Below are 17,529 nucleotides of genomic sequence, written 5' to 3'. Positions count from 1 at the left end.
GGATCAGAACGGGTAGTGCTGGCCCGGATCCTCGATCGTCACCCAGCGCAGATCGGTGAATTCGGCGATCGAGGCCTTGCCGCCGAAGCGGCCATAGCCCGAGCCCTTGACGCCGCCGAAAGGCATCTGAGCCTCGTCGCCGACGGTCGGGCCGTTGATATGGCAGATGCCGGCCTCGATGCGCGCGGCTACAGCCATGGCGCGCTTGATGTCGCGGCTGAACACGGCTGACGACAGGCCATACTCGGTGTCGTTGGCGACACGCACGGCCTCATCCTCGCTCTTCACACGGATCACCGGCTTGACCGGCCCGAAGGATTCTTCGGCATAGACGCGCATCGCCGGCGTGACATGGTCGAGCAGTGTCGCTTCCACCACAGTGCCGGTTCGCTTGCCGCCGGCGACGAGCTTGGCGCCCTTGGCAACAGCGTCGGCGACGAGTTCTTCCATCTTGTCGGCCGCCTGGCTGCTGATCAGCGAGCCCAGCACAACATGGCCGCGCGGATCTCCAGCCGGCAGTTGCGAGGCGCGGGCGGCCAGCTTCGAAACGAACTCGTCGGCGATCTTGTCGTCGACGATCAGCCGCTCGGTCGACATGCAGATCTGCCCCTGATGCATGAAGGCGCCGAAGGTGGCCGCGTTGACCGCGGCGTCGATGTCGGCATCGTCCAGCACCAGCAACGGCGCCTTGCCGCCGAGTTCGAGCAGCGCCGGCTTGAGGTGCCGGCCGGCGAGTTCGGCGATGATCCTGCCGACCTTTGTCGAGCCGGTGAAGTTGACGCGCTTGACCGCGGGATGCGCGACCAGCGTCTCGACGATTGCAGCGGCGTCTTTGGGGTCATTGGTGACGACATTGACGACGCCCTTGGGCAACCCGGCTTCGACCAGCACCTGGCCGATCAGCCGGTGCGTGCCGGGGCACATTTCGGATGCCTTCAGCACCACCGTGTTGCCGCAGGCGATCGGCATGGCAATGGCACGGGTGCCGAGGATGACCGGGGCATTCCACGGCGCAATGCCGAGGCAGACACCGGCCGGCTGGCGGATCGCCATCGCCAGCGTGCCCGGCTTGTCGGAGGGGATGATCTCCCCCGAAATCTGCGTCGTCATCGCCGCCGCCTCACGCAGCATGTTGGCCGCCAGCATGACATTGAAGCCGGCCCAGGGACCCGTAGCACCGGTCTCTTCCATCATCAGCTTGGTGAATTCGCCGACCTTGGAGGCCATCACGTCAGCCGCCTTCGACAGCAGAGCGCGGCGCTCGCCAGGTCCGGTCTTCGACCACGCCGGAAAGGCAGCGGCAGCGGCGTCAACGGCGGCATTGGCGTCGGCAACACTGGCCGCGGCGGCGCGCGTCGCCAGCTTCCCGGTGAACGGGTCCATGCGCTCGTAGGAGGCCGAGCCGGACGCATCCCTTTTGTCGCCGTCGATCAGAAGTCCGATATCCATGACTGTCTCCCTCGCTCCGTCAGGAGCGTATTCATTGAATTAGAAGCCGAACATTTCGGCATTGATCGATGCTTCGAGGCCACCGTCAACCGGCACGTTGGCGCCGTTGATCCAGCGCGCGCCGTCCGAGCACAGGAACAGCACCACAGGCGCGATATCGCCCGACGTGCCGGCGCGCCCGACCCTTGCGATGTCGCTGTCGACGCGGGCGTCGCCAAGCACGGTACGGAACTGTTTCAGGATCGGCGTCTCGACCGGGCCGGGGCTCACCGCATTGACGCGGATGCCACGGCGTTTGAACAGATCCTGATGTGCCGCGCGGAAAGTCCACAAGAGCAGCAGTTCCTTGGAAACGGGATAGCCTTCCTCGTTCCTGACCGCATGGGTGCAGACCACGTCGGTAACATCCGGAAAGCCCTCGATGGCGACCATCGACGCGGCGCGGTTGAGATTGGCGCGCCAGCCATAGCCGGCGATCGAGGCGACGTTGATGATAGCACCGCCTTCGCGAAGTCTTGGCACGAGGCCTTCCGAGAGTGCCCTGAGCCCGAAGAAATTGACGGCCAGCGTCGACGCCGCGCCGGTGTTGCCGGACAGCCCGGCGACGTTGCAGAGCGCGTCGATGCGCTGCGGCAGGCGCGCGATGAGGTCGTCGACGCCGGCCTTCGACGAGATGTCGGCCTTGACGAAACTGCCAACCACTGCCGCCGGCTCGCGCACATCGACACCGATCACATCGGCGCCAAGCTGGCCGGCGAGTTCCGCGGTGCGGGCGCCGATGCCGGAAGCGACACCGGTGATGAGGATCGTCTTGCCGAAAAGCATGGTCATGCCTTCTCCCGATGCTGTGTGGTTCGCTCCGGCGAGGCCGCGGTGCCGTCATCGGCTGGAGCATTTCCCGGGAGCCTGACGCGGTAGCCGACCGGCAGCAGGTGCAGCCCAAAACGCTCCTCGATCGTTCCCCACAGGCCGCGCGGCAGGAAGAGCGAGAACAGCACGGCCGTGGCGCCGAGCCCGACCAGGTACCAGACGCCGGTGCCGCCGAACCAGGTCTCGATGAGGAAGAACACCAGCGCGCCCAAAATGGCGCCCTCGAACGTGCCGATGCCGCCGACCAGCACCATGAAGATCATGTAGGCGGTCCACTGGACGTTGAAGTAGGTTTTCGGCTGGAAGGTGATGGAGGTCGCCAGCCACAGCGCGCCGGCAATGCCGATGCCGAAGGCGGCAAGCACGAACAGCAGCCGCTTGGTGCCGGTGACACGCACGCCGACCGAGGCGGCGGCATCCTCATTGTCGCGGATGGCGCGGATCGCCGCACCGGTGCTGCCGCGCAGCACGCCAAACAGGATGGCGAGCAGGGCCGTCATCGAGGCCAGCGCCAGCCAGTAGATGACAGTCCGCCTTGTGCCGGCGTCGTAGACGTTGAGCGAGATCAGCGACGTTCCGGTTTCGCCTTGCACCAGCCTGTCGAGATTGACGAGCAGATGCGTCAGCGCAGCGATCACCCACATGCCGATGGCGAACTCGCCATTCCTCAGCCGCAGCATGAACAGCGAGAGCGGCCACGAGACCACGCCGACGACAACAGCCGAAACGAAAAGCGAGGCGAAAGGGTTGAGGCCGGCATCGGCGAGCCGGATGGCGAAATAGGCACCGAGGCCGAAGAACACCTGCTGGCCGACCGACACAAGGCCGCCGAAGCCGGCCAGCGCATTCCACATCGCCGCCAGGATCACATAGATGAACAGCGCGGTCATGCGGTCGACCGCGCCGGCCGACAGGAACTGCGGTGCGATGGCAAGCAGCGCGATGATGACGGCTACAGCCACCGCCGCGATCCGCGACGTCGCCGTACCGCGTTCGATGACTGCCGAGGTCGAGACAGCCCTCATGACGCACTCCGGGACGGCAGGCGCAGCAGGCCGCGCAGGCCAAGGCCTGATGTCGAAAGCCGTACGAACAGCACGACAAGGAATACGGCATGGCCACCGATCAGAAAGCCCTGCGGATGCACTTGCGCGCCAAGCGTCTGCGCAAGCGCCAGGACGATGCCGCCGATCAGCGTTCCCCACAGCGAACCGGCGCCACCGATGACCGCGGCTTCGAAAGCAAACAGCAATTGCGGTGCGCCGGCATAGGGATCGAAGGTGGCGCGCATGCCGAGAAAGGCGCCGGCAAGGCCGACCGTGACCATGGCGATGGCCGCGGCAATGGCGTTGGCGCGGCGCGCATCGACGCCGACCAGGCCGGCTGTATCGGGGTCTTCCGAAGTGGCGCGGATTGAGCGGCCGAGCCTGGTGCCAGTGAGGAAAAGCTGCAGTCCGCCGAGCAGGATCACGGCGGTGGCGAACATGATCACGGCGAGCTTGCCGACATAGATGCTGCCCGGCCATTCCCAGGAATCATAGGACAGGCTGCCGATATAGGGCGCCAGCGAACGCGTATCGGCGCCGAACTGCTCGAACAGCATGTTGTCGATGACGATGGCGAGGCCGAATGTGGTCAGGATCGGCAGCAGCGCTCCGCCGCGCGCGCTTCGCTCAAGGAGGAAGCGCTGCAGCGTCCAGCCGATCGCCGCCATCAAAGGCAGCACGATGAGCAGGCCGACAAAGGGCGAGACATGGAACCGCGAGGCCAGCCACCACAACGCAAAAGCAGCGAACACGGCAAGACTGCCATGGGCGAGGTTGATGATGCGCATCACCGAAAACATGAAGGAGAGGCCGCAGGCGATCAGCGCATAGTAGCCGCCGAGCAGAATGCCCTGGATGATCTGGTTGCTCATGCCGGAACGCTCCCGGTGCCTTTCCGGTGCAGGCCGAAATAGGCCTTGGTCACATCGTCGCGCGAAACCTGCTTGCTCGGGCCTTCAAGCGCGACCCGCCCTTCGAGCATGCAGATGACCCTGTTGGATACAGCGAGCGCGCGGTTGAGGTCCTGTTCAACGAGGACGATCGTCGTGCCGGAAGCGATCAACCCTTGTAGTGCCGCATAAACACGGTCGACGATCAGCGGCGACAGGCCGAGCGAAACCTCGTCGAGCAAAAGCACGTCGGGATTGCTCATCAGCGCCCGGCCGATCGCCGTCGCCTGCTGTTCGCCGCCCGACAGATGGCCGGTCTTCGCATGGCGACGCGGCTTCAGATTGGGGAACATCTCGAGGACCTTGTCGACGCTCCAGTCGCCCGGCCGGCCGGCGGTCTTGCCGAGCAGAAGGTTCTCCTCGACCGTCATCTGCACGAACAGTTTTCGTCCCTCCGGCACCAGCGCGATGCCCATGCCGACGCGCCTGTGCGACGGCACGCTGGTGAGGTCAGCGCCGTCCAGCAGCACGCGGCCGGCGGCCGGCTGGTGCGCGCCGGCGATTGCCCTGAGCAGCGTCGTCTTGCCGGCGCCATTGGCGCCGACCAGCGCCAGCGTCTCGCCGCGTTCGATGCTGAAACTCACGCCGCGCACCGCCTGCAACAGGCCGTGCCGGACAACCACGTTCTCGACCGACAGCAGGCTCATTTCGGGCCTCCGCCGAGATAAGCGCGCACGACCTCGGGATCGGCCATGACGGCCTGCGGCTCGCCATCGGCGATGATTTTTCCCGCATCCATGCAGATCAGCCGTTCGGCCACCTGCAGCAGGATATGGACGATGTGCTCGATCCAGACGATGCCGATCTTGCGCCGGCGCAATTCCTTGATCGTGTCGACAAGTTCGCTGGCTTCGCCGTCGGTCAGCCCGCCGCCGATCTCGTCCAGCAGCAGCAGCGTCGGTCGCGCGGCAAGTGCCCGTGCCAGTTCCAGCCGCTTGCGGTCGAGCAGGCCGAGCGTCTCGGCGCGCCGGTTGGCAACGCCCAGCATGCCGCACAGTTTCAGCGAGCCGAGCGCCTCCTCATAGGCCTCGTCGCGGCCAAGCCCTGCGCCATGCGATGCAGCGACGAAGACATTCTCGAAAGTGGTCATGCCGCTGAATGGTTTGGGCACCTGATGCGTGCGCACCAGGCCGAGCCGGCAACGCTGCGTCGCCGGCAGGGACGTCACGTCGCCGCCTTTGAAGCTGACCGTGCCCGCACTCGGCGGAAAGGCGCCGGCGAGCACGCTGAGCAGAGTGGTCTTGCCGGCGCCGTTCGGGCCGACAATGCCGACCGCTTCGTCGGCTGCCATGGCGAAATCGACCGCATCCAGCACCACAAGCGCGCCGAAGCGCTTGTGGATGCCGGCAGCGGCGAGAACAGCCTGTTGTTGCGGATGGGTCACCAGACGGTCCTCGTCAGCGGTCCATCAGCCGTTGTAAGGCAAAAGCTTGGCTTCGACGGGCACTTTCGGGTCGGTGGCGTTCTCGGTCACCACATAGTCGAGCGGGAATTTGCTGCCTTCCTTGGCGGCCACCCACTGCGTGCCGATGATCGGACCTGGCGACACATTGGCCACCGGGCCGCTGGTGAAATCGACCTTGCCGATCATGGTCTCGGTCTTCAGCGTGCTTAGCGCCTTGGCCACGGCCGCCTTGTCCTTGGTGTCGGTGCTGGCCTTCAGCGCTTCGAAGCCGGCGTCGAGAAGCGACATCGAGGCGCCGAGCTGCTGCGTCCACTGTTTGCCGCTGGCCGCCTCATAGCCGTCGGCAAGCTCTGTGCCCGAAACTCCGGTCAGCGGCGACTTGTAGGGGAAGGCCTTATGCCAGTAGGCGGCGCTCGAAATCTTCATGCCGAGATCGCCGAGCGCCTCGATGTCGGACGGGAACAGCCCGGTCTTGGCGACCTGGCAGATCTTGATCTGCTTGATCAGGCCTTGCTGCGCCGCCTGCCGCCAGAACGCGGCGAAGTCAGGCGGGATCGGGAAGGAGTTGAAGATCTCGACGCCTTCCTGCTTGAACAGCGCGATCTGCGAGGAATAGTCGGTGGTGCCGGTTTCATAGGCGCCGGGATCGACAATCGTAAAACCTTGCTTGGCCAGTAGCGGCGCCAGATTGGCGCGGATGGCGTTGCCGTCAGCGTCGTTGGGATACATGACGCCGACCTTCTTGTTGGTCTCGATCAGGTTCCACTGCGAGATGTAGGTCTTGAAGAATTCGCCAACGCCAAAGCCGAAATGATAGGTCCATTTGAACGGCGAGGGCGCGCCCGGCTTGGCGCCACGGCCGAAATACCAGGCTTCCCAGGGCATGACCGTCGACAGGCACGGCACGCCGGCGGCCTCGCAGGCGTCGGCCACCGGGTTGATCACCTCCGGCGTCGACACCGCCAGCATCAGGTCGATGGCCTGGTTGTTGATCAGGTCCTTGGCGAGCTGGCCCGCGCGCGACGGATCCGATTGCGTGTCCTGGTCGAGGATTTCCACGCTGTATTTCTTGCCGCCGATCTCAAGACCGCCGGCCAGCGCCTTGCGCGCCAGGTCGAGCACATAGCCGTCGGTCTGGCCGAAACCGGCCAGCGGTCCGGTACGCGGACTGACGAAGCCGACCTTGAGCGTGTTGCCTGCCTGGGCGAAGGCCTTGCGGCCGCCAAGTGCGAGCGCCGCGCCGCCGGCAATCGAGGTGGCGATGAACTGACGCCGCGAAATGCCGCGAATACTGGATTTGCTGCCGATAGAATAGGTCATGCGTTCCTCCCTCTGTGGCTCCTCCATTGGCACAGTGCACCAGCGTTTTGGTTCGGTAAAATGATATTTTGCGGTGTTTCATTAACCCCAGGGTTATGAGATTACGATCAAGAATCGAGCCGGTCCGAAAAGTCCGACGCCTTATTTGCCCGGTCTGGCCGCCTCGCGAATGGTTTGCAGCAGGATGGTGAAGGCGGGCGAGGGGGCAGTGTCGGTGCGCATCGTCAGGCCGACCGGTCCTTTGGTTTCGTCGGTGTCGACCGGCAAGGCGACGAAGGCGCCGCTGGCGATCTCGTTGGCGACGACGCCGGCCGAAATGATCCACACAGCATTGCTCTGCCGCATGAAGGAGCGGCCGAAGGAATCCGAGACCGTCTCGATCTCGGTCGCCGGCGCGGTCATGCCGTTGGTGATGAACAGGCGATCGACAAAGGGGCGGATGACGGATTCCCGTGTCGGCATCAACACAGGGAATTCGTCAAGCCTGGCGAAGATGTCCGCCCCCAGTTCCAACAGCGGATGTCCGGCCCGCACCACGAACAGCACCTGTTCGGAATAGAGATGCTCGAAGAAGAAGCCGGTCATGTTCTCGGGCGCCGCCAGCCGTCCGACGACGAGATCGAGCGCGCCGGTGCACAACTGTTCCAGCAGCACGGCGTTCTCGCCGGTGACGATCTTGATCGCGGCTCCCGTGTTTTCTCCGAGGAACAGGCTCATGGCCCGCGGCATGACCTTCGCCGACACCGTCGGCAGCGCGCCGATGCGGATCGGATGGCGATTGCTGGCGCCGTCCTGGCGCACGGAATCGACGCCGCGCTTCAAAGCCGTGATCGCCGAGCCGGCATGGCCGAGAAAGATCTCGCCAAGCCTCGTGACGCGGATGCCGCGCCCGTCGCGCTCGACCACGGCGACACCAAGGGCCTCCTCCAGTTCGCGTAACGTCTTGGTCACCGCTGGCGCGCTGACATGCAGGAAGTCGGCGGCGCGGGCCACGCTTCCCTGTCGCGCGACTTCCAGGAATGCCTGCAGGTGGCGGAAACGGATGCGGCTCTCGGCCATGGATCTGATAACCCCTGAGTTAATGAAACGGCGCAAAATATCATTTTACCGAACCAAATGCCTTGTGCAATGTGGAGGCGGAGGATTGAAATCGTGCCATTCGTCACCATCGGCGGCATCACGCTGCATCATCGCCACGTCAAGGCGACCGGCAATGCGCGCACGGTCATATTCATCAATTCGCTCGGCACCGATTTCCGCATCTGGGACGACATCGTCTCGGCGCTTGATGGGGAAATGTCCTCGCTGGTCTATGACAAGCGCGGCCACGGGCTGTCCGATATCGGCGACATCAGGTCGATCGACGATCATGTCGACGACCTCGCGGCGCTCATCGATCATTTCGGGTTGGAGAAGGTGGTGCTGTGCGGCCTGTCTGTCGGCGGCATGATCGCGCAAGGGCTCTATGCCCGGCGCCCCGAGATTGTCAAGGCCATGATCCTGTGCGACACGGCCCACAGGATAGGCACGACGGAGAGCTGGAACACCCGCATCGCAACCGTCAAAAGCAGGGGCATCCAGGCCATTGCCGACGGCGTGCTCAAAGTGTGGTTCACCCCCGCCTTCCACGCGAACCGGGTGGCTGAGCTGGACGGCTACTGGAACATGATGACCCGGCAAGCTGCCGCCGGTTATCTCGGCACTTGCACGGCGGTTCGCGACGCGGATTTCACCGAAGCCGCGCGCCACATCGCCGTACCGACGCTCTGTGTCGTCGGCGACCAGGATGGCTCGACACCGCCCGATCTCGTCCGTTCGCTGGCCGCTCTGATCCCCGGTGCGCGTTTCGAGATCATCCGCGATGCCGGGCACATTCCTTGCGTCGAACAACCCAAGGCACTGGTCGCGCTGATCCGCGATTTTGTCGCATCGCTTGCCCCTGGAGCAGAAACCCATGGATGAAGTCCCCGGCAACGCCGCCAGATATCGCACCGGCCTCGCGGTGCGGCGCTCCGTTCTTGGCGACCGCCATGTCGACCGGGCAGAGGTCGCCGCCACCGATTTCGACCAGCCTTTCCAGGAACTGATCACCGAGGCCGCCTGGGGAACGGTGTGGGCACGGCCGGGTCTCAGCAAGCGCGAGCGCTCGATCGTCACGCTGGCGCTGCTGGCCGCACTCGGCCATGATGAGGAGGTTGCCCTGCATGTGCGCGCCACAGCCAACACCGGTGCCACGCGCAACGATATCTGCGAGGCGTTCCTGCATGTCGCTATCTATGCCGGCGTGCCGGCCGCCAACCGTGCCTTCAGAATAGCCAAGGACGTGTTTTCGGAAATGGACGGAGCCGACAATGCCAGCTGAGTCCGGCTCGAACCGGAGGCCCGAAACCGGCGCCTTCTTCCAGCGCGACCGGACATGGCATCCGCCGGCACTGACGCCGGGCTACAAGAGTTCGGTGCTGCGCTCGCCGCAGAAGGCACTTTTTTCCTTCGACAACACGCTGTCGGAAATAGCGGGACCGGTCTTCGGCCACGCCATGCTGGGTGAACTCGACGCCGACCTGATCCACAATTTCGCCAGGCCGGGCGAGAGCGCCATTGGCGAGCGCATCATCGTCCATGGACGGCTGCTTGATGAGCGCGGCATGGGCGTTCCCGGCGTGTTGCTCGAATTCTGGCAGGCCAATGCCGGCGGCCGCTACCGCCACAAGAAGGATGGCTATCTGGCGCCGCTCGACCCGAATTTCGGCGGCTGCGGCCGCGCCATCACCGATGGGCACGGCGGCTATGCTTTCCGCACCGTCAGACCCGGCCCCTATCCTTGGCCGAACGGGCCCAACGACTGGCGCCCGGCGCATATCCATTTCTCGGTCTTCGGCCATGGCTTTGCCCAGCGGCTGATCACGCAGATGTATTTCGAGGGCGATCCGCTGATCTGGAAATGCCCGATCGTGCGCGGCATCGCCGACAAGGCAGCCATCGAGGCGCTGACGGCCATTCTCGATACGCAGGCGACCATCCCGATGGATGCGCTCGCCTACAAATTCGACATCGTGCTGCGCGGCCGCCGTTCGTCGCTGTTCGAAAACCGGCTGGAGGGCAATTGATGGCCCAAGCGCTCGACCGGCTCAGGGAAAGCCCCTCGCAGACCGCTGGCCCTTATGTCCATATCGGGCTGACGCCTAATTTCTGCGGCATTGGCGGCGTCTATGCGACCGACCTTGGCGCGACCATGGTCAACGACAAGACCAAGGGCGAGCGTATCGGTCTCAAGATCCGGGTGCTGGACGGCACCGGCACGCCGCTCAAGGACGCGCTGATCGAGATATGGCAGGCGGATGCGGACGGGCTCTACAATTCGCCCGCCGAATTGCGCGGTGCCGCCGATCCGAATTTCCAGGGCTGGGGCCGTTGCCCGACCGACACGGAAACCGGCGTCTGCGCCTTCGAGACGATCAAGCCCGGCCGGGTGCCGTTCCGGGATGGCCGCCTGATGGCGCCGCACATCACGCTCTGGATCGTGGCGCGCGGCATCAATCTCGGCCTGCACACGCGGCTCTATTTTTCCGACGAGGAAAAGGCCAATGCCGAGGATCCGATCCTGGCGCGCATCGAGCACCGCGTCCGCGTGCCGACGCTGATCGCCGAGCGCCAGGGCGGCACCTACATCTTCGACGTCCATCTCCAGGGGGAGAAGGAAACGGTCTTCTTCGACAGCTGATGGTCAGGAGGAGCAGGACATGACCGTATCGCCCTTCGACCATCCATTGCTTTCCGCTCTTCTCGGTGACGAGGAGGCATCGAGGCATTTTTCCGTCGAGGCGGAAATCGAGGCCGCCCTGGCGTTCGAGAGTGCGCTTGCGGAAGCGGAGGTCGAAAACGGAGTCATCGCCAGGGATGCCGCGGCGGCGATCGTGGCGGCGCTTGGCACGTTCCGGTCAGACACCGCCCTGCTCAGGGCTGGCGTCGCCAGGGACGGCGTCATGGTGCCGGAATTGGTGCGCCAGATCAGGGTTGCGGTCGGCGAACCGCATGGCGACAAGGCACATTTCGGTGCGACCAGCCAGGACGTCATCGACACGAGCCTGGTGCTTCGGCTGAAATCCGTCGTCGAGCATCTCAGCCTGCTGCTGACCGAGACCATCATACGGCTCACCTCGCTCGAAGAGCGCTTTGGGGGGAGAGCGCTGACCGGCATGACCCGCATGCAGCCAGCGATCCCCATTCAAGTGACGGATCGTGTGAACGCCTGGAATGCGCCACTGCAGCGACATCAGGAAAGACTGTCGGAGCAGTCCAGAAGTCTGCTGGTGGTGCAGTTCGGTGGTGCTGCCGGCACGCTGGAAAAGCTTGGTGGCAAGGGGCCGGCGGTGCGCGCCGCGCTTGCCGCAAAGCTCGGTCTTGGCGATGCACCGCAATGGCAAAGCCAGCGCGACGCGCTCGCCGACTTCGCCGGCTGGCTGTCGCTGCTGACCGGCAGCCTCGGCAAGTTCGGTCAGGACATTGCGCTGATGGCGCAAGGTGGGACCGACATCGCGCTATCGGGTGGTGGCGGTTCGTCGGCCATGCCGCACAAGCAGAACCCGGTGAAGGCCGAAGCACTGGTGGCGCTTGCCCGTTTCAACGCCACGCAGCTTTCCGGCTTGCATCAGGCGCTCGTGCATGAGCAGGAGCGCTCAGGCGCGGCCTGGACGCTGGAATGGCTGCTGCTGCCGCAAATGGCCGTCGCCACGGCCGCGTCGCTGCGCCTCGCCGCCGAGCTGACCGCGCAGATCGAAAGTCTCGGCCTCTGATGCGCACCCAGGTCGCCATTATCGGGTCCGGACCCTCCGGCCTGCTGCTTGGGCAGCTTCTGGCCGGCATCGGCGTCGAGACCGTCATTCTGGAACGCTCGAGCCGCGACCATGTGCTCGGCCGCGTGCGGGCAGGGGTGCTCGAACAGGGCACGGTCGAATTGCTGGAAGAAGCCGGCGCCGCCGCGAGACTGCATGCCGAAGGGTTGCCGCATTCCGGCATTTCGCTCTCTTTCGACGGGCGCCTGCACCGCATCGATCTCGCGGCGCTCACCGGCGGCAAGCATGTCACCGTCTACGGCCAGACCGAAGTGACTCATGATCTGATGGACAAGCGCGAGGCGGCCGGCCTCGTCACCGTCTACGAGGTCGCCAATGTCGCACTGCAGGATTTCGACGGTGCCGCGCCTTTCGTCACCTACGAGAAGGACGGCGTCTCCCATCGCATCGACTGCGATTTCATTGCCGGCTGCGACGGCTATCACGGCGTCAGTCGCAAATCGGTGCCGGAGCGTGCGCTGAAAACCTTCGAGCGGCAGTATCCGTTCGGCTGGCTCGGCGTGCTGGCCGAAGTGCCGCCGGCCGATCACGAACTGGTCTATGCCAACCATGAGCGGGGTTTTGCGCTGTGCTCGATGCGCTCGACGCATCGCAGCCGTTACTATGTGCAGTGCCCGCAGGACGATCGTGTCGAGGCATGGTCCGACGATCGTTTCTGGGACGAATTGCGCCGCCGCTTGCCGGAACAGACGGCGGCAAGCGTCACCACCGGGGCATCCTTCGAAAAGTCGATCGCGCCGTTGCGCTCCTTCGTTGCCGAGCCGATGCGCTTCGGCCGGCTGCTCCTGGTCGGCGACGCCGCCCACATCGTGCCGCCGACCGGAGCCAAGGGCCTCAACCTCGCCGCCAGCGATGTGCGCTATCTCTTTGCCGGTTTTCGCGATTACTACCGCGACAAATCCGTGGCCGGCATCGATGCCTATTCGCAAAAGGCGCTGGCGCGGGTGTGGAAGGCGGTGCGCTTTTCCTGGTGGATGACGACGATGCTGCATCGCTTCCCCGACACCGGCGACTTCGGCCAGCGCATTCAGGAAGCCGAACTCGACTATCTCGTGCATTCGCAGGCGGCATCGACCGCGCTCGCCGAGAACTATGTCGGGTTGCCTTATTGAGGGCTGTGGTATGCGGATTTACCGCCCCAGCAGTTGCGCTCGACTGTCCTCAGATGCGCGAGCATGGCCTGGCTGGCGTTCTCGGGATCGCAGCGCATCGATTCCGTCTGCCATCTATGTGTGGTTTCAGGGCGTCAATAAATAATTTGACGCGCGAAACTCTTTTGCGTTGTACTGGAAACGCGAAAATTTGACTGAACAAATTCGGTCAAGCAATGCTGCCTCATGGCAACGGTCGCAAGACTGATTCTGGCAGGAAGGCTGGCAGAGAGGGCAAAGGGGCCTGAAATATCGATGGCGGAGAAGACCCACCGCACGATGGATGATTTCGCTAGGGCGTCCGGCGTGTCGCGTCCGACCCTGTCGAAATATTTCGACGACCCCGCCAGCGTGAAGCCGGCGACGCGGGCGCGCATCGAGGCGGCGCTGCGGTCCTCGGACTATCAGCCCAACGTTTTCGCACGCAACCTCAACCGCAAGCGCACCCGCAATGTCGGCATCGTCGTGCCGGCGCTCACCGATCCGTTCTATGCCGAGATGGTCAGCCGCATCGAACTGCGCTGCCGCGACGAGGGGTTCTGGCCGATAGTCATCTCTTCGCATGGTTCGCCGAAGCTGGAGGCGGAATCGGTCAGGACGCTGATGTCGCTGAAAGTCGCCGGCGCCATCGTCGCGCCCCTGGGATTGGTCTCCGAACCCGGCGTCTTCGAGCGGATGAGCGAAGAGATTCCGATCGTCTATTTCGACACCTACATCGAAGGCGACACGCCTTTCGTCGGCAACGACAATCACCAGAGCACGTCCACAATCGTCGACTACCTCTGCCGGTCCGGCGAACCGCCGGTCTATGTCGACATTCCGCACGTCAACCACAATTCGGGCGAACGCCTGCAGAGCTATATCGAGACGATGCAGGCCGCCGGCCTGGAACCTGTCGTTCTCGAGGCGGCGGGCGGCTACAACTGGGATTTTGAGCGCATCGGCCATGAGTGGATGGAGAGGACGCTCGAAAAAGGCGGCCTTCCGGCCCGCACGCTGCTTTGCGCCAATGATCGTCTCGCCTTCGGCGTCATGGCGGCGGCTTTTTCGCGCGGGCTGAAGATCGGCCGCCGGGCCGATTGCGACTTCCGTGTCGCTGCCCATGACGATCATCCGCTGAGCCGCTACACCTGCCCCGCACTGACCACCATGGCGCAGGATTTCGCAGCCATGGCCGGCCGCAGCGTCGAGATCCTGCTGGCCTTGCTCGACGAGACTGATCCGCCAGGCCAGGGTCTGGCACGCAACGTCAAGCTCGGCGCGACGCTGGTGATGCGTCAGTCGGCCTGAACGGGCCTCTGCTGTTTGAGCCAGGCCGCCGCCTCGCTCACCACTTGCCGCGCAGCCGGGATGTGGCGGCCCATCGAGACGAAGCCGTGAATCTGACCCGGCCTGTGCCGCAGGATCAGCGGCACCCCATAGGCGCGCAAGCGCTCGGCATAGGCCGTGCCTTCGTCGGCAAGGATGTCATGGCCGGCGATCACGACAAACGCAGGTGCAGCACCTGCGAGGCTCGGCGCCAGCAGCGGCGAAACGCGCCAGTCCGTGATGTCGTCTGGTGTTCGGACATAGTGGTCGCGGAACCAGGCCATGGTGGCGGCGGTCAGTCCGAAGCCATCGCCGAAACGCCGGTAGCTGTCCTCCGTCTGGCGGGCATCGGTGTTGGGATAGATCAGAATCTGGGCGGCAAGCCGGGGTGCAAGCCCGTCTCGGGCAAGCAACGCCAGAACGGCGGCAAGGTTGCCGCCGGCGCTGTCGCCGGCAACGGCGATGCAGGGCGGGTCTATGCCCAACTCGCCGGCATTCTCCACCATGAAGCGCAGCGCCGCCGCGCAATCCTCGAGCCCTGCCGGAAATTTGTGCTCCGGCGCCAGCCGATAATCGGGGCAGACGACGACGGCGTTGGCCAGATTGGCCAGCCAGCGGCAGATCTCGTCATGCGAGGAGAGATTGCCGATGACCCAGCCGCCGCCATGCAGATAGAGCACGGCGCGTGCCCCGATCCGCGGCGCGCCGAGGCCACGATGGATGCGGACCGTGACCGGGCCGTTCGGCCCGTCGACCTCTTGTTGCGAGGTCACCGCCACCGGCTCGATCTCGCCCTGCTGCGTCGGGAACGAGGCGTTGTAGGCGGCGCGCGCCGCCGCCACGCTGCCGTTCTCGAACGGCTCGCCGCCGCCCGCACGGCCAATTTCAAGGACACGCAACGCATCCGGATCGAGCGTCATTGCTGTCTCCGTCATGGACTAGGCGAGCAGGCTGCTTGCTTCATCCTCGGTCAGCAATGCCGGCTGGACGACATCGCCCGTAATGGCGACCGAGCTCTTCGTTTCGCCCGAATGCAGGATCGCCTCCATGATTTCCAGCACGTGCAGCGCCAAATTGCCGGACGCGCGCGGTGCCGCACTTGTCTTCAGCGAGCGTACCAGATCGGCGACGCCTAGCATGCGGTAATTGGCGCGGTCGGGCGCGGCATAAGGCCAATTGCGGGCGCCGTAGAGTTCGCCTTCGCTGGCGAAATCCTTCCAGTCCGCGCCGCGTTCGGACAGCGACACGGTGCCGCCGAACGTGTCGGGATCGGGCAGGCGCAGCGAGCCTTCCGTGCCATGCAGTTCGATCGGATGGTTGGAATGCTTGAAGACATCCCACGAGGCGCCGAAGGTGACGGTGGCGCCCGAGCGGAATTCGAGCAGCGACAGCACGTTGGTCGGCGTGCCGACCTTGAAGGTCGTGTTCTTGAACGGCCCTTCGGCAGTGATCAACCGTTCCTCCTGCCCCTTCGTCGCCATCGCCACCACCCGCGCGACCGGACCAAGCAGATTAACCAGCATGGTGAGGTAATAAGGACCCATGTCGAACACCGGGCCGCCGCCCGGCTGGTAGTAGAATTGCGGGTTCGGGTGCCAGTGCTCCATGCCGCGCCCCATCATGAAGGCGGTGCCGGTGACCGGGCGGCCAATTACGCCTTCATCCATCAGGCGCCGCGCCCGGCGTCCGGCGGCACCGAGGAATGTGTCGGGGGCCGAGCCAAGCAGCACGCCGCGTTTGGCCGCCTCCGCCACCAGCCGGCGCCCGTCGCTGGCAGAAGTCGCCAGCGGCTTTTCGGTGAAGACGTGTTTTCCCGCCGAAAGCGCGGAAACCGAAATGTCGAAATGTGCCGCGGGAATGGTCAGGTTGAGCACGAGATCGATCTCGGGATCGGCCAGCAGCGCATCGACGCTGAGCGCCCGGATGCCATATTCCTTCGCCCGCAGCGCCGCCATGTCGGACGAAATATCGGCGCAAGCGCGCAGCTCAATGCCACCGAAAAGCGCGGCATTGCGCAGGTAGGTCATCGAGATGTTGCCGCATCCGATGACGCCGATTCCGAGCTTATCCTTTGATTTTGCCTGCATTTCTGGCCGTACCTCCCAACTTCGTCATGCTCTGCCGGATCCGTTGCGCCGGCAACGGATCATTCTGGGAAAGCGCTATACAACGTTTTAAATCTTGACGCGCGTAAAATTTTTATAGATCATGCGAAAATGCTGGCGCGACATTCGGGAGGCTGCCAGCCTTGGGAGGAGAAAATGACAGACCTGAAAAAACGGCCGGGCGCCGATGTGAATCCCGTGGGTCATGCGCGAAGTGGATATTTCGGTCGCGGCCAGGGACAGCGACGGGGTCAGGCATAGATCATCTTGGCCCCGGTCCTCTCAAGCTGGCTGCGTATCGGGCCGGACAGGCCATCGTCGGTGATCACAACATCGACGCTCGACAGCGAAAATGCCTTGGAGGTCCCGCTGACGCCCCATTTGCTCGAATCCGCAAGCAGGACGACGCGTCGGGCCATGCGCACGAGGTTTCGCTTCGTTCGCGCCATGTCTTCGTTCACGTCGACCACATCCAGTGACGAGTCAATCGCATGCGCTCCAACAAAGACCTGATGCGCTACCAAGCCGCCGAGAGCCGTGTCGGCATCGGTGATCAGCGTGCTCACCGTGTCTGGATAGACCCGGCCACCGATCATGTGAACGTCGAGCCCGGGCCGATGCATCAGATGCTGCACGATATTCATCGCAGTGGCCGCGACCACGACATTGCTGAGCGGCGGTAACAGCATGGCAACCTGCATCAATGTCGACCCGCCGTCGAAGATGACCGATTGGTTGTCCTCGAACAGCTCTATCGCCGCCCGGGCGATGCGTTTCTTTGCATCGAGGTTCGTCTGCATCCGCCGGGCGAACGCGGCCGTGGTTGAATCCGTGGTCCGGGTCACCGCCCCTCCACGGGTCTTGGTCAGCAGCCCCTTGCGATCCAGTATCTCGAGGTCGGAGCGCACCGTGACTTCCGACACGCCAAAATCGTCTGACAGGTCCTTGATGCGAACCTGTCCGCTGCGTTGCACTTCACCCAGGATCGATTGGCGTCTCTGCTCTGACAACATTGCCCTGTCCTTGCCTCCATGCGCCAGCGATCACCCTGGCCTCGGTTCACTCTACCAAA

18 protein-coding genes are annotated in these 17,529 nt (G+C 64.3%); 7 read left to right on the top strand and 11 right to left on the bottom strand.

The window, feature by feature from the left end; all coding sequences use genetic code 11:
• Positions 1 to 3: 3 nt before the first annotated feature.
• The 8 genes from HGP13_RS28705 to pcaQ form a co-directional block, all read right to left on the bottom strand.
• Positions 4 to 1,449, bottom strand: a complete 1,446-nt coding sequence (locus HGP13_RS28705; protein WP_172231977.1) for an aldehyde dehydrogenase — start codon at positions 1,447 to 1,449, stop codon at positions 4 to 6.
• A 39-nt stretch (positions 1,450 to 1,488) separates the two neighbouring features.
• On the bottom strand, positions 1,489 to 2,274 hold the full coding sequence (locus tag HGP13_RS28700) for a coniferyl-alcohol dehydrogenase (RefSeq protein WP_172234880.1): 786 nt from the start codon (positions 2,272 to 2,274) through the stop codon (positions 1,489 to 1,491).
• Positions 2,275 to 2,276: 2 nt separating this feature from the next.
• Positions 2,277 to 3,344, bottom strand: coding sequence for a branched-chain amino acid ABC transporter permease (locus HGP13_RS28695; protein ID WP_172231974.1), 1,068 nt, complete (start codon positions 3,342 to 3,344; stop codon positions 2,277 to 2,279).
• Positions 3,341 to 4,237, bottom strand: coding sequence for a branched-chain amino acid ABC transporter permease (locus tag HGP13_RS28690; RefSeq protein ID WP_172231971.1), 897 nt, complete (start codon positions 4,235 to 4,237; stop codon positions 3,341 to 3,343). The genes HGP13_RS28695 and HGP13_RS28690 overlap by 4 nt, the downstream gene beginning before the upstream one ends.
• The gene (locus tag HGP13_RS28685; RefSeq protein WP_172231968.1) at positions 4,234 to 4,962 is read right to left on the bottom strand and encodes an ABC transporter ATP-binding protein; all 729 of its coding nucleotides are present in this window, start codon (positions 4,960 to 4,962) and stop codon (positions 4,234 to 4,236) included. The genes HGP13_RS28690 and HGP13_RS28685 overlap by 4 nt, the downstream gene beginning before the upstream one ends.
• Entirely contained in the window at positions 4,959 to 5,702 is a 744-nt protein-coding gene (locus HGP13_RS28680) for an ABC transporter ATP-binding protein (RefSeq protein ID WP_172234879.1), read from the bottom strand. Before HGP13_RS28680 ends, HGP13_RS28685 begins: the two co-directional genes overlap by 4 nt.
• 21 nt (positions 5,703 to 5,723) lie before the next feature.
• Positions 5,724 to 7,040: an ABC transporter substrate-binding protein gene (locus HGP13_RS28675; protein ID WP_172231965.1), complete on the bottom strand. Its 1,317-nt coding sequence runs from the start codon at positions 7,038 to 7,040 to the stop codon at positions 5,724 to 5,726.
• A gap of 141 nt (positions 7,041 to 7,181) precedes the next feature.
• Entirely contained in the window at positions 7,182 to 8,099 is a 918-nt protein-coding gene (gene pcaQ, locus HGP13_RS28670; protein ID WP_172231962.1) for a pca operon transcription factor PcaQ, read from the bottom strand.
• A gap of 93 nt (positions 8,100 to 8,192) precedes the next feature.
• Between pcaQ and pcaD the strand changes: the two genes are divergently transcribed.
• From pcaD to HGP13_RS28635, 7 genes are all read left to right on the top strand, one after another.
• The gene (gene pcaD / locus HGP13_RS28665) at positions 8,193 to 9,002 is read left to right on the top strand and encodes a 3-oxoadipate enol-lactonase (RefSeq protein ID WP_172231959.1); all 810 of its coding nucleotides are present in this window, start codon (positions 8,193 to 8,195) and stop codon (positions 9,000 to 9,002) included.
• Positions 8,995 to 9,402: a 4-carboxymuconolactone decarboxylase gene (gene pcaC, locus HGP13_RS28660; protein ID WP_172231956.1), complete on the top strand. Its 408-nt coding sequence runs from the start codon at positions 8,995 to 8,997 to the stop codon at positions 9,400 to 9,402. Before pcaD ends, pcaC begins: the two co-directional genes overlap by 8 nt.
• Positions 9,392 to 10,147, top strand: coding sequence for a protocatechuate 3,4-dioxygenase subunit beta (gene pcaH, locus HGP13_RS28655; protein WP_172231953.1), 756 nt, complete (start codon positions 9,392 to 9,394; stop codon positions 10,145 to 10,147). The genes pcaC and pcaH overlap by 11 nt, the downstream gene beginning before the upstream one ends.
• Positions 10,147 to 10,761 (top strand): protocatechuate 3,4-dioxygenase subunit alpha, encoded by a 615-nt coding sequence (gene pcaG, locus HGP13_RS28650; RefSeq protein WP_172231950.1) that lies wholly within the window; start codon positions 10,147 to 10,149, stop codon positions 10,759 to 10,761. Before pcaH ends, pcaG begins: the two co-directional genes overlap by 1 nt.
• 19 nt (positions 10,762 to 10,780) lie before the next feature.
• Positions 10,781 to 11,833 carry a 3-carboxy-cis,cis-muconate cycloisomerase gene (locus HGP13_RS28645; protein WP_172231948.1) on the top strand — a complete coding sequence of 351 codons (1,053 nt, stop codon included), beginning with the start codon at positions 10,781 to 10,783 and terminating at the stop codon, positions 11,831 to 11,833.
• Positions 11,833 to 13,005: a 4-hydroxybenzoate 3-monooxygenase gene (gene pobA, locus HGP13_RS28640; protein ID WP_172231945.1), complete on the top strand. Its 1,173-nt coding sequence runs from the start codon at positions 11,833 to 11,835 to the stop codon at positions 13,003 to 13,005. The genes HGP13_RS28645 and pobA overlap by 1 nt, the downstream gene beginning before the upstream one ends.
• A gap of 294 nt (positions 13,006 to 13,299) precedes the next feature.
• Positions 13,300 to 14,334 (top strand): LacI family DNA-binding transcriptional regulator, encoded by a 1,035-nt coding sequence (locus HGP13_RS28635; RefSeq protein ID WP_172231942.1) that lies wholly within the window; start codon positions 13,300 to 13,302, stop codon positions 14,332 to 14,334.
• Here the strand turns inward: HGP13_RS28635 and HGP13_RS28630 are convergent.
• From HGP13_RS28630 to HGP13_RS28620, 3 genes are all read right to left on the bottom strand, one after another.
• Positions 14,322 to 15,272, bottom strand: a complete 951-nt coding sequence (locus HGP13_RS28630; RefSeq protein ID WP_172231939.1) for an alpha/beta hydrolase — start codon at positions 15,270 to 15,272, stop codon at positions 14,322 to 14,324. The genes HGP13_RS28635 and HGP13_RS28630 overlap by 13 nt on opposite strands.
• A gap of 18 nt (positions 15,273 to 15,290) precedes the next feature.
• Positions 15,291 to 16,439, bottom strand: a complete 1,149-nt coding sequence (locus HGP13_RS28625) for a Gfo/Idh/MocA family oxidoreductase (RefSeq protein WP_172231936.1) — start codon at positions 16,437 to 16,439, stop codon at positions 15,291 to 15,293.
• 269 nt (positions 16,440 to 16,708) lie between these two features.
• On the bottom strand, positions 16,709 to 17,470 hold the full coding sequence (locus tag HGP13_RS28620) for a DeoR/GlpR family DNA-binding transcription regulator (RefSeq protein WP_172231933.1): 762 nt from the start codon (positions 17,468 to 17,470) through the stop codon (positions 16,709 to 16,711).
• Positions 17,471 to 17,529: the final 59 nt, after the last annotated feature.

Origin of the sequence: Mesorhizobium sp. NZP2077 (assembly GCF_013170805.1) — a bacterium.
Lineage (GTDB): Bacteria > Pseudomonadota > Alphaproteobacteria > Rhizobiales > Rhizobiaceae > Mesorhizobium.
Note: the sequence above shows the minus strand (reverse complement) of the source record. Positions and strands in the feature narration are given on the sequence as shown.

What these genes read in the sequence shown, in the direction of transcription:
- pobA (WP_172231945.1), top strand. Translation starts at nt 11,833, where the DNA reads ATGCGCACCCAGGTCGCCATTATCGGGTCCGGACCCTCCGGCCTGCTG.
- HGP13_RS28695 (WP_172231974.1), bottom strand. Translation starts at nt 3,344, where the DNA reads ATGAGGGCTGTCTCGACCTCGGCAGTCATCGAACGCGGTACGGCGACG.
- pcaQ (WP_172231962.1), bottom strand. Translation starts at nt 8,099, where the DNA reads ATGGCCGAGAGCCGCATCCGTTTCCGCCACCTGCAGGCATTCCTGGAA.
- HGP13_RS28625 (WP_172231936.1), bottom strand. Translation starts at nt 16,439, where the DNA reads ATGCAGGCAAAATCAAAGGATAAGCTCGGAATCGGCGTCATCGGATGC.
- HGP13_RS28685 (WP_172231968.1), bottom strand. Translation starts at nt 4,962, where the DNA reads ATGAGCCTGCTGTCGGTCGAGAACGTGGTTGTCCGGCACGGCCTGTTG.
- pcaG (WP_172231950.1), top strand. Translation starts at nt 10,147, where the DNA reads ATGGCCCAAGCGCTCGACCGGCTCAGGGAAAGCCCCTCGCAGACCGCT.
- HGP13_RS28620 (WP_172231933.1), bottom strand. Translation starts at nt 17,470, where the DNA reads ATGTTGTCAGAGCAGAGACGCCAATCGATCCTGGGTGAAGTGCAACGC.
- HGP13_RS28705 (WP_172231977.1), bottom strand. Translation starts at nt 1,449, where the DNA reads ATGGATATCGGACTTCTGATCGACGGCGACAAAAGGGATGCGTCCGGC.
- HGP13_RS28675 (WP_172231965.1), bottom strand. Translation starts at nt 7,040, where the DNA reads ATGACCTATTCTATCGGCAGCAAATCCAGTATTCGCGGCATTTCGCGG.
- HGP13_RS28635 (WP_172231942.1), top strand. Translation starts at nt 13,300, where the DNA reads ATGGCGGAGAAGACCCACCGCACGATGGATGATTTCGCTAGGGCGTCC.
- pcaC (WP_172231956.1), top strand. Translation starts at nt 8,995, where the DNA reads ATGGATGAAGTCCCCGGCAACGCCGCCAGATATCGCACCGGCCTCGCG.
- HGP13_RS28645 (WP_172231948.1), top strand. Translation starts at nt 10,781, where the DNA reads ATGACCGTATCGCCCTTCGACCATCCATTGCTTTCCGCTCTTCTCGGT.
- HGP13_RS28700 (WP_172234880.1), bottom strand. Translation starts at nt 2,274, where the DNA reads ATGCTTTTCGGCAAGACGATCCTCATCACCGGTGTCGCTTCCGGCATC.
- HGP13_RS28690 (WP_172231971.1), bottom strand. Translation starts at nt 4,237, where the DNA reads ATGAGCAACCAGATCATCCAGGGCATTCTGCTCGGCGGCTACTATGCG.
- pcaH (WP_172231953.1), top strand. Translation starts at nt 9,392, where the DNA reads ATGCCAGCTGAGTCCGGCTCGAACCGGAGGCCCGAAACCGGCGCCTTC.
- HGP13_RS28630 (WP_172231939.1), bottom strand. Translation starts at nt 15,272, where the DNA reads ATGACGCTCGATCCGGATGCGTTGCGTGTCCTTGAAATTGGCCGTGCG.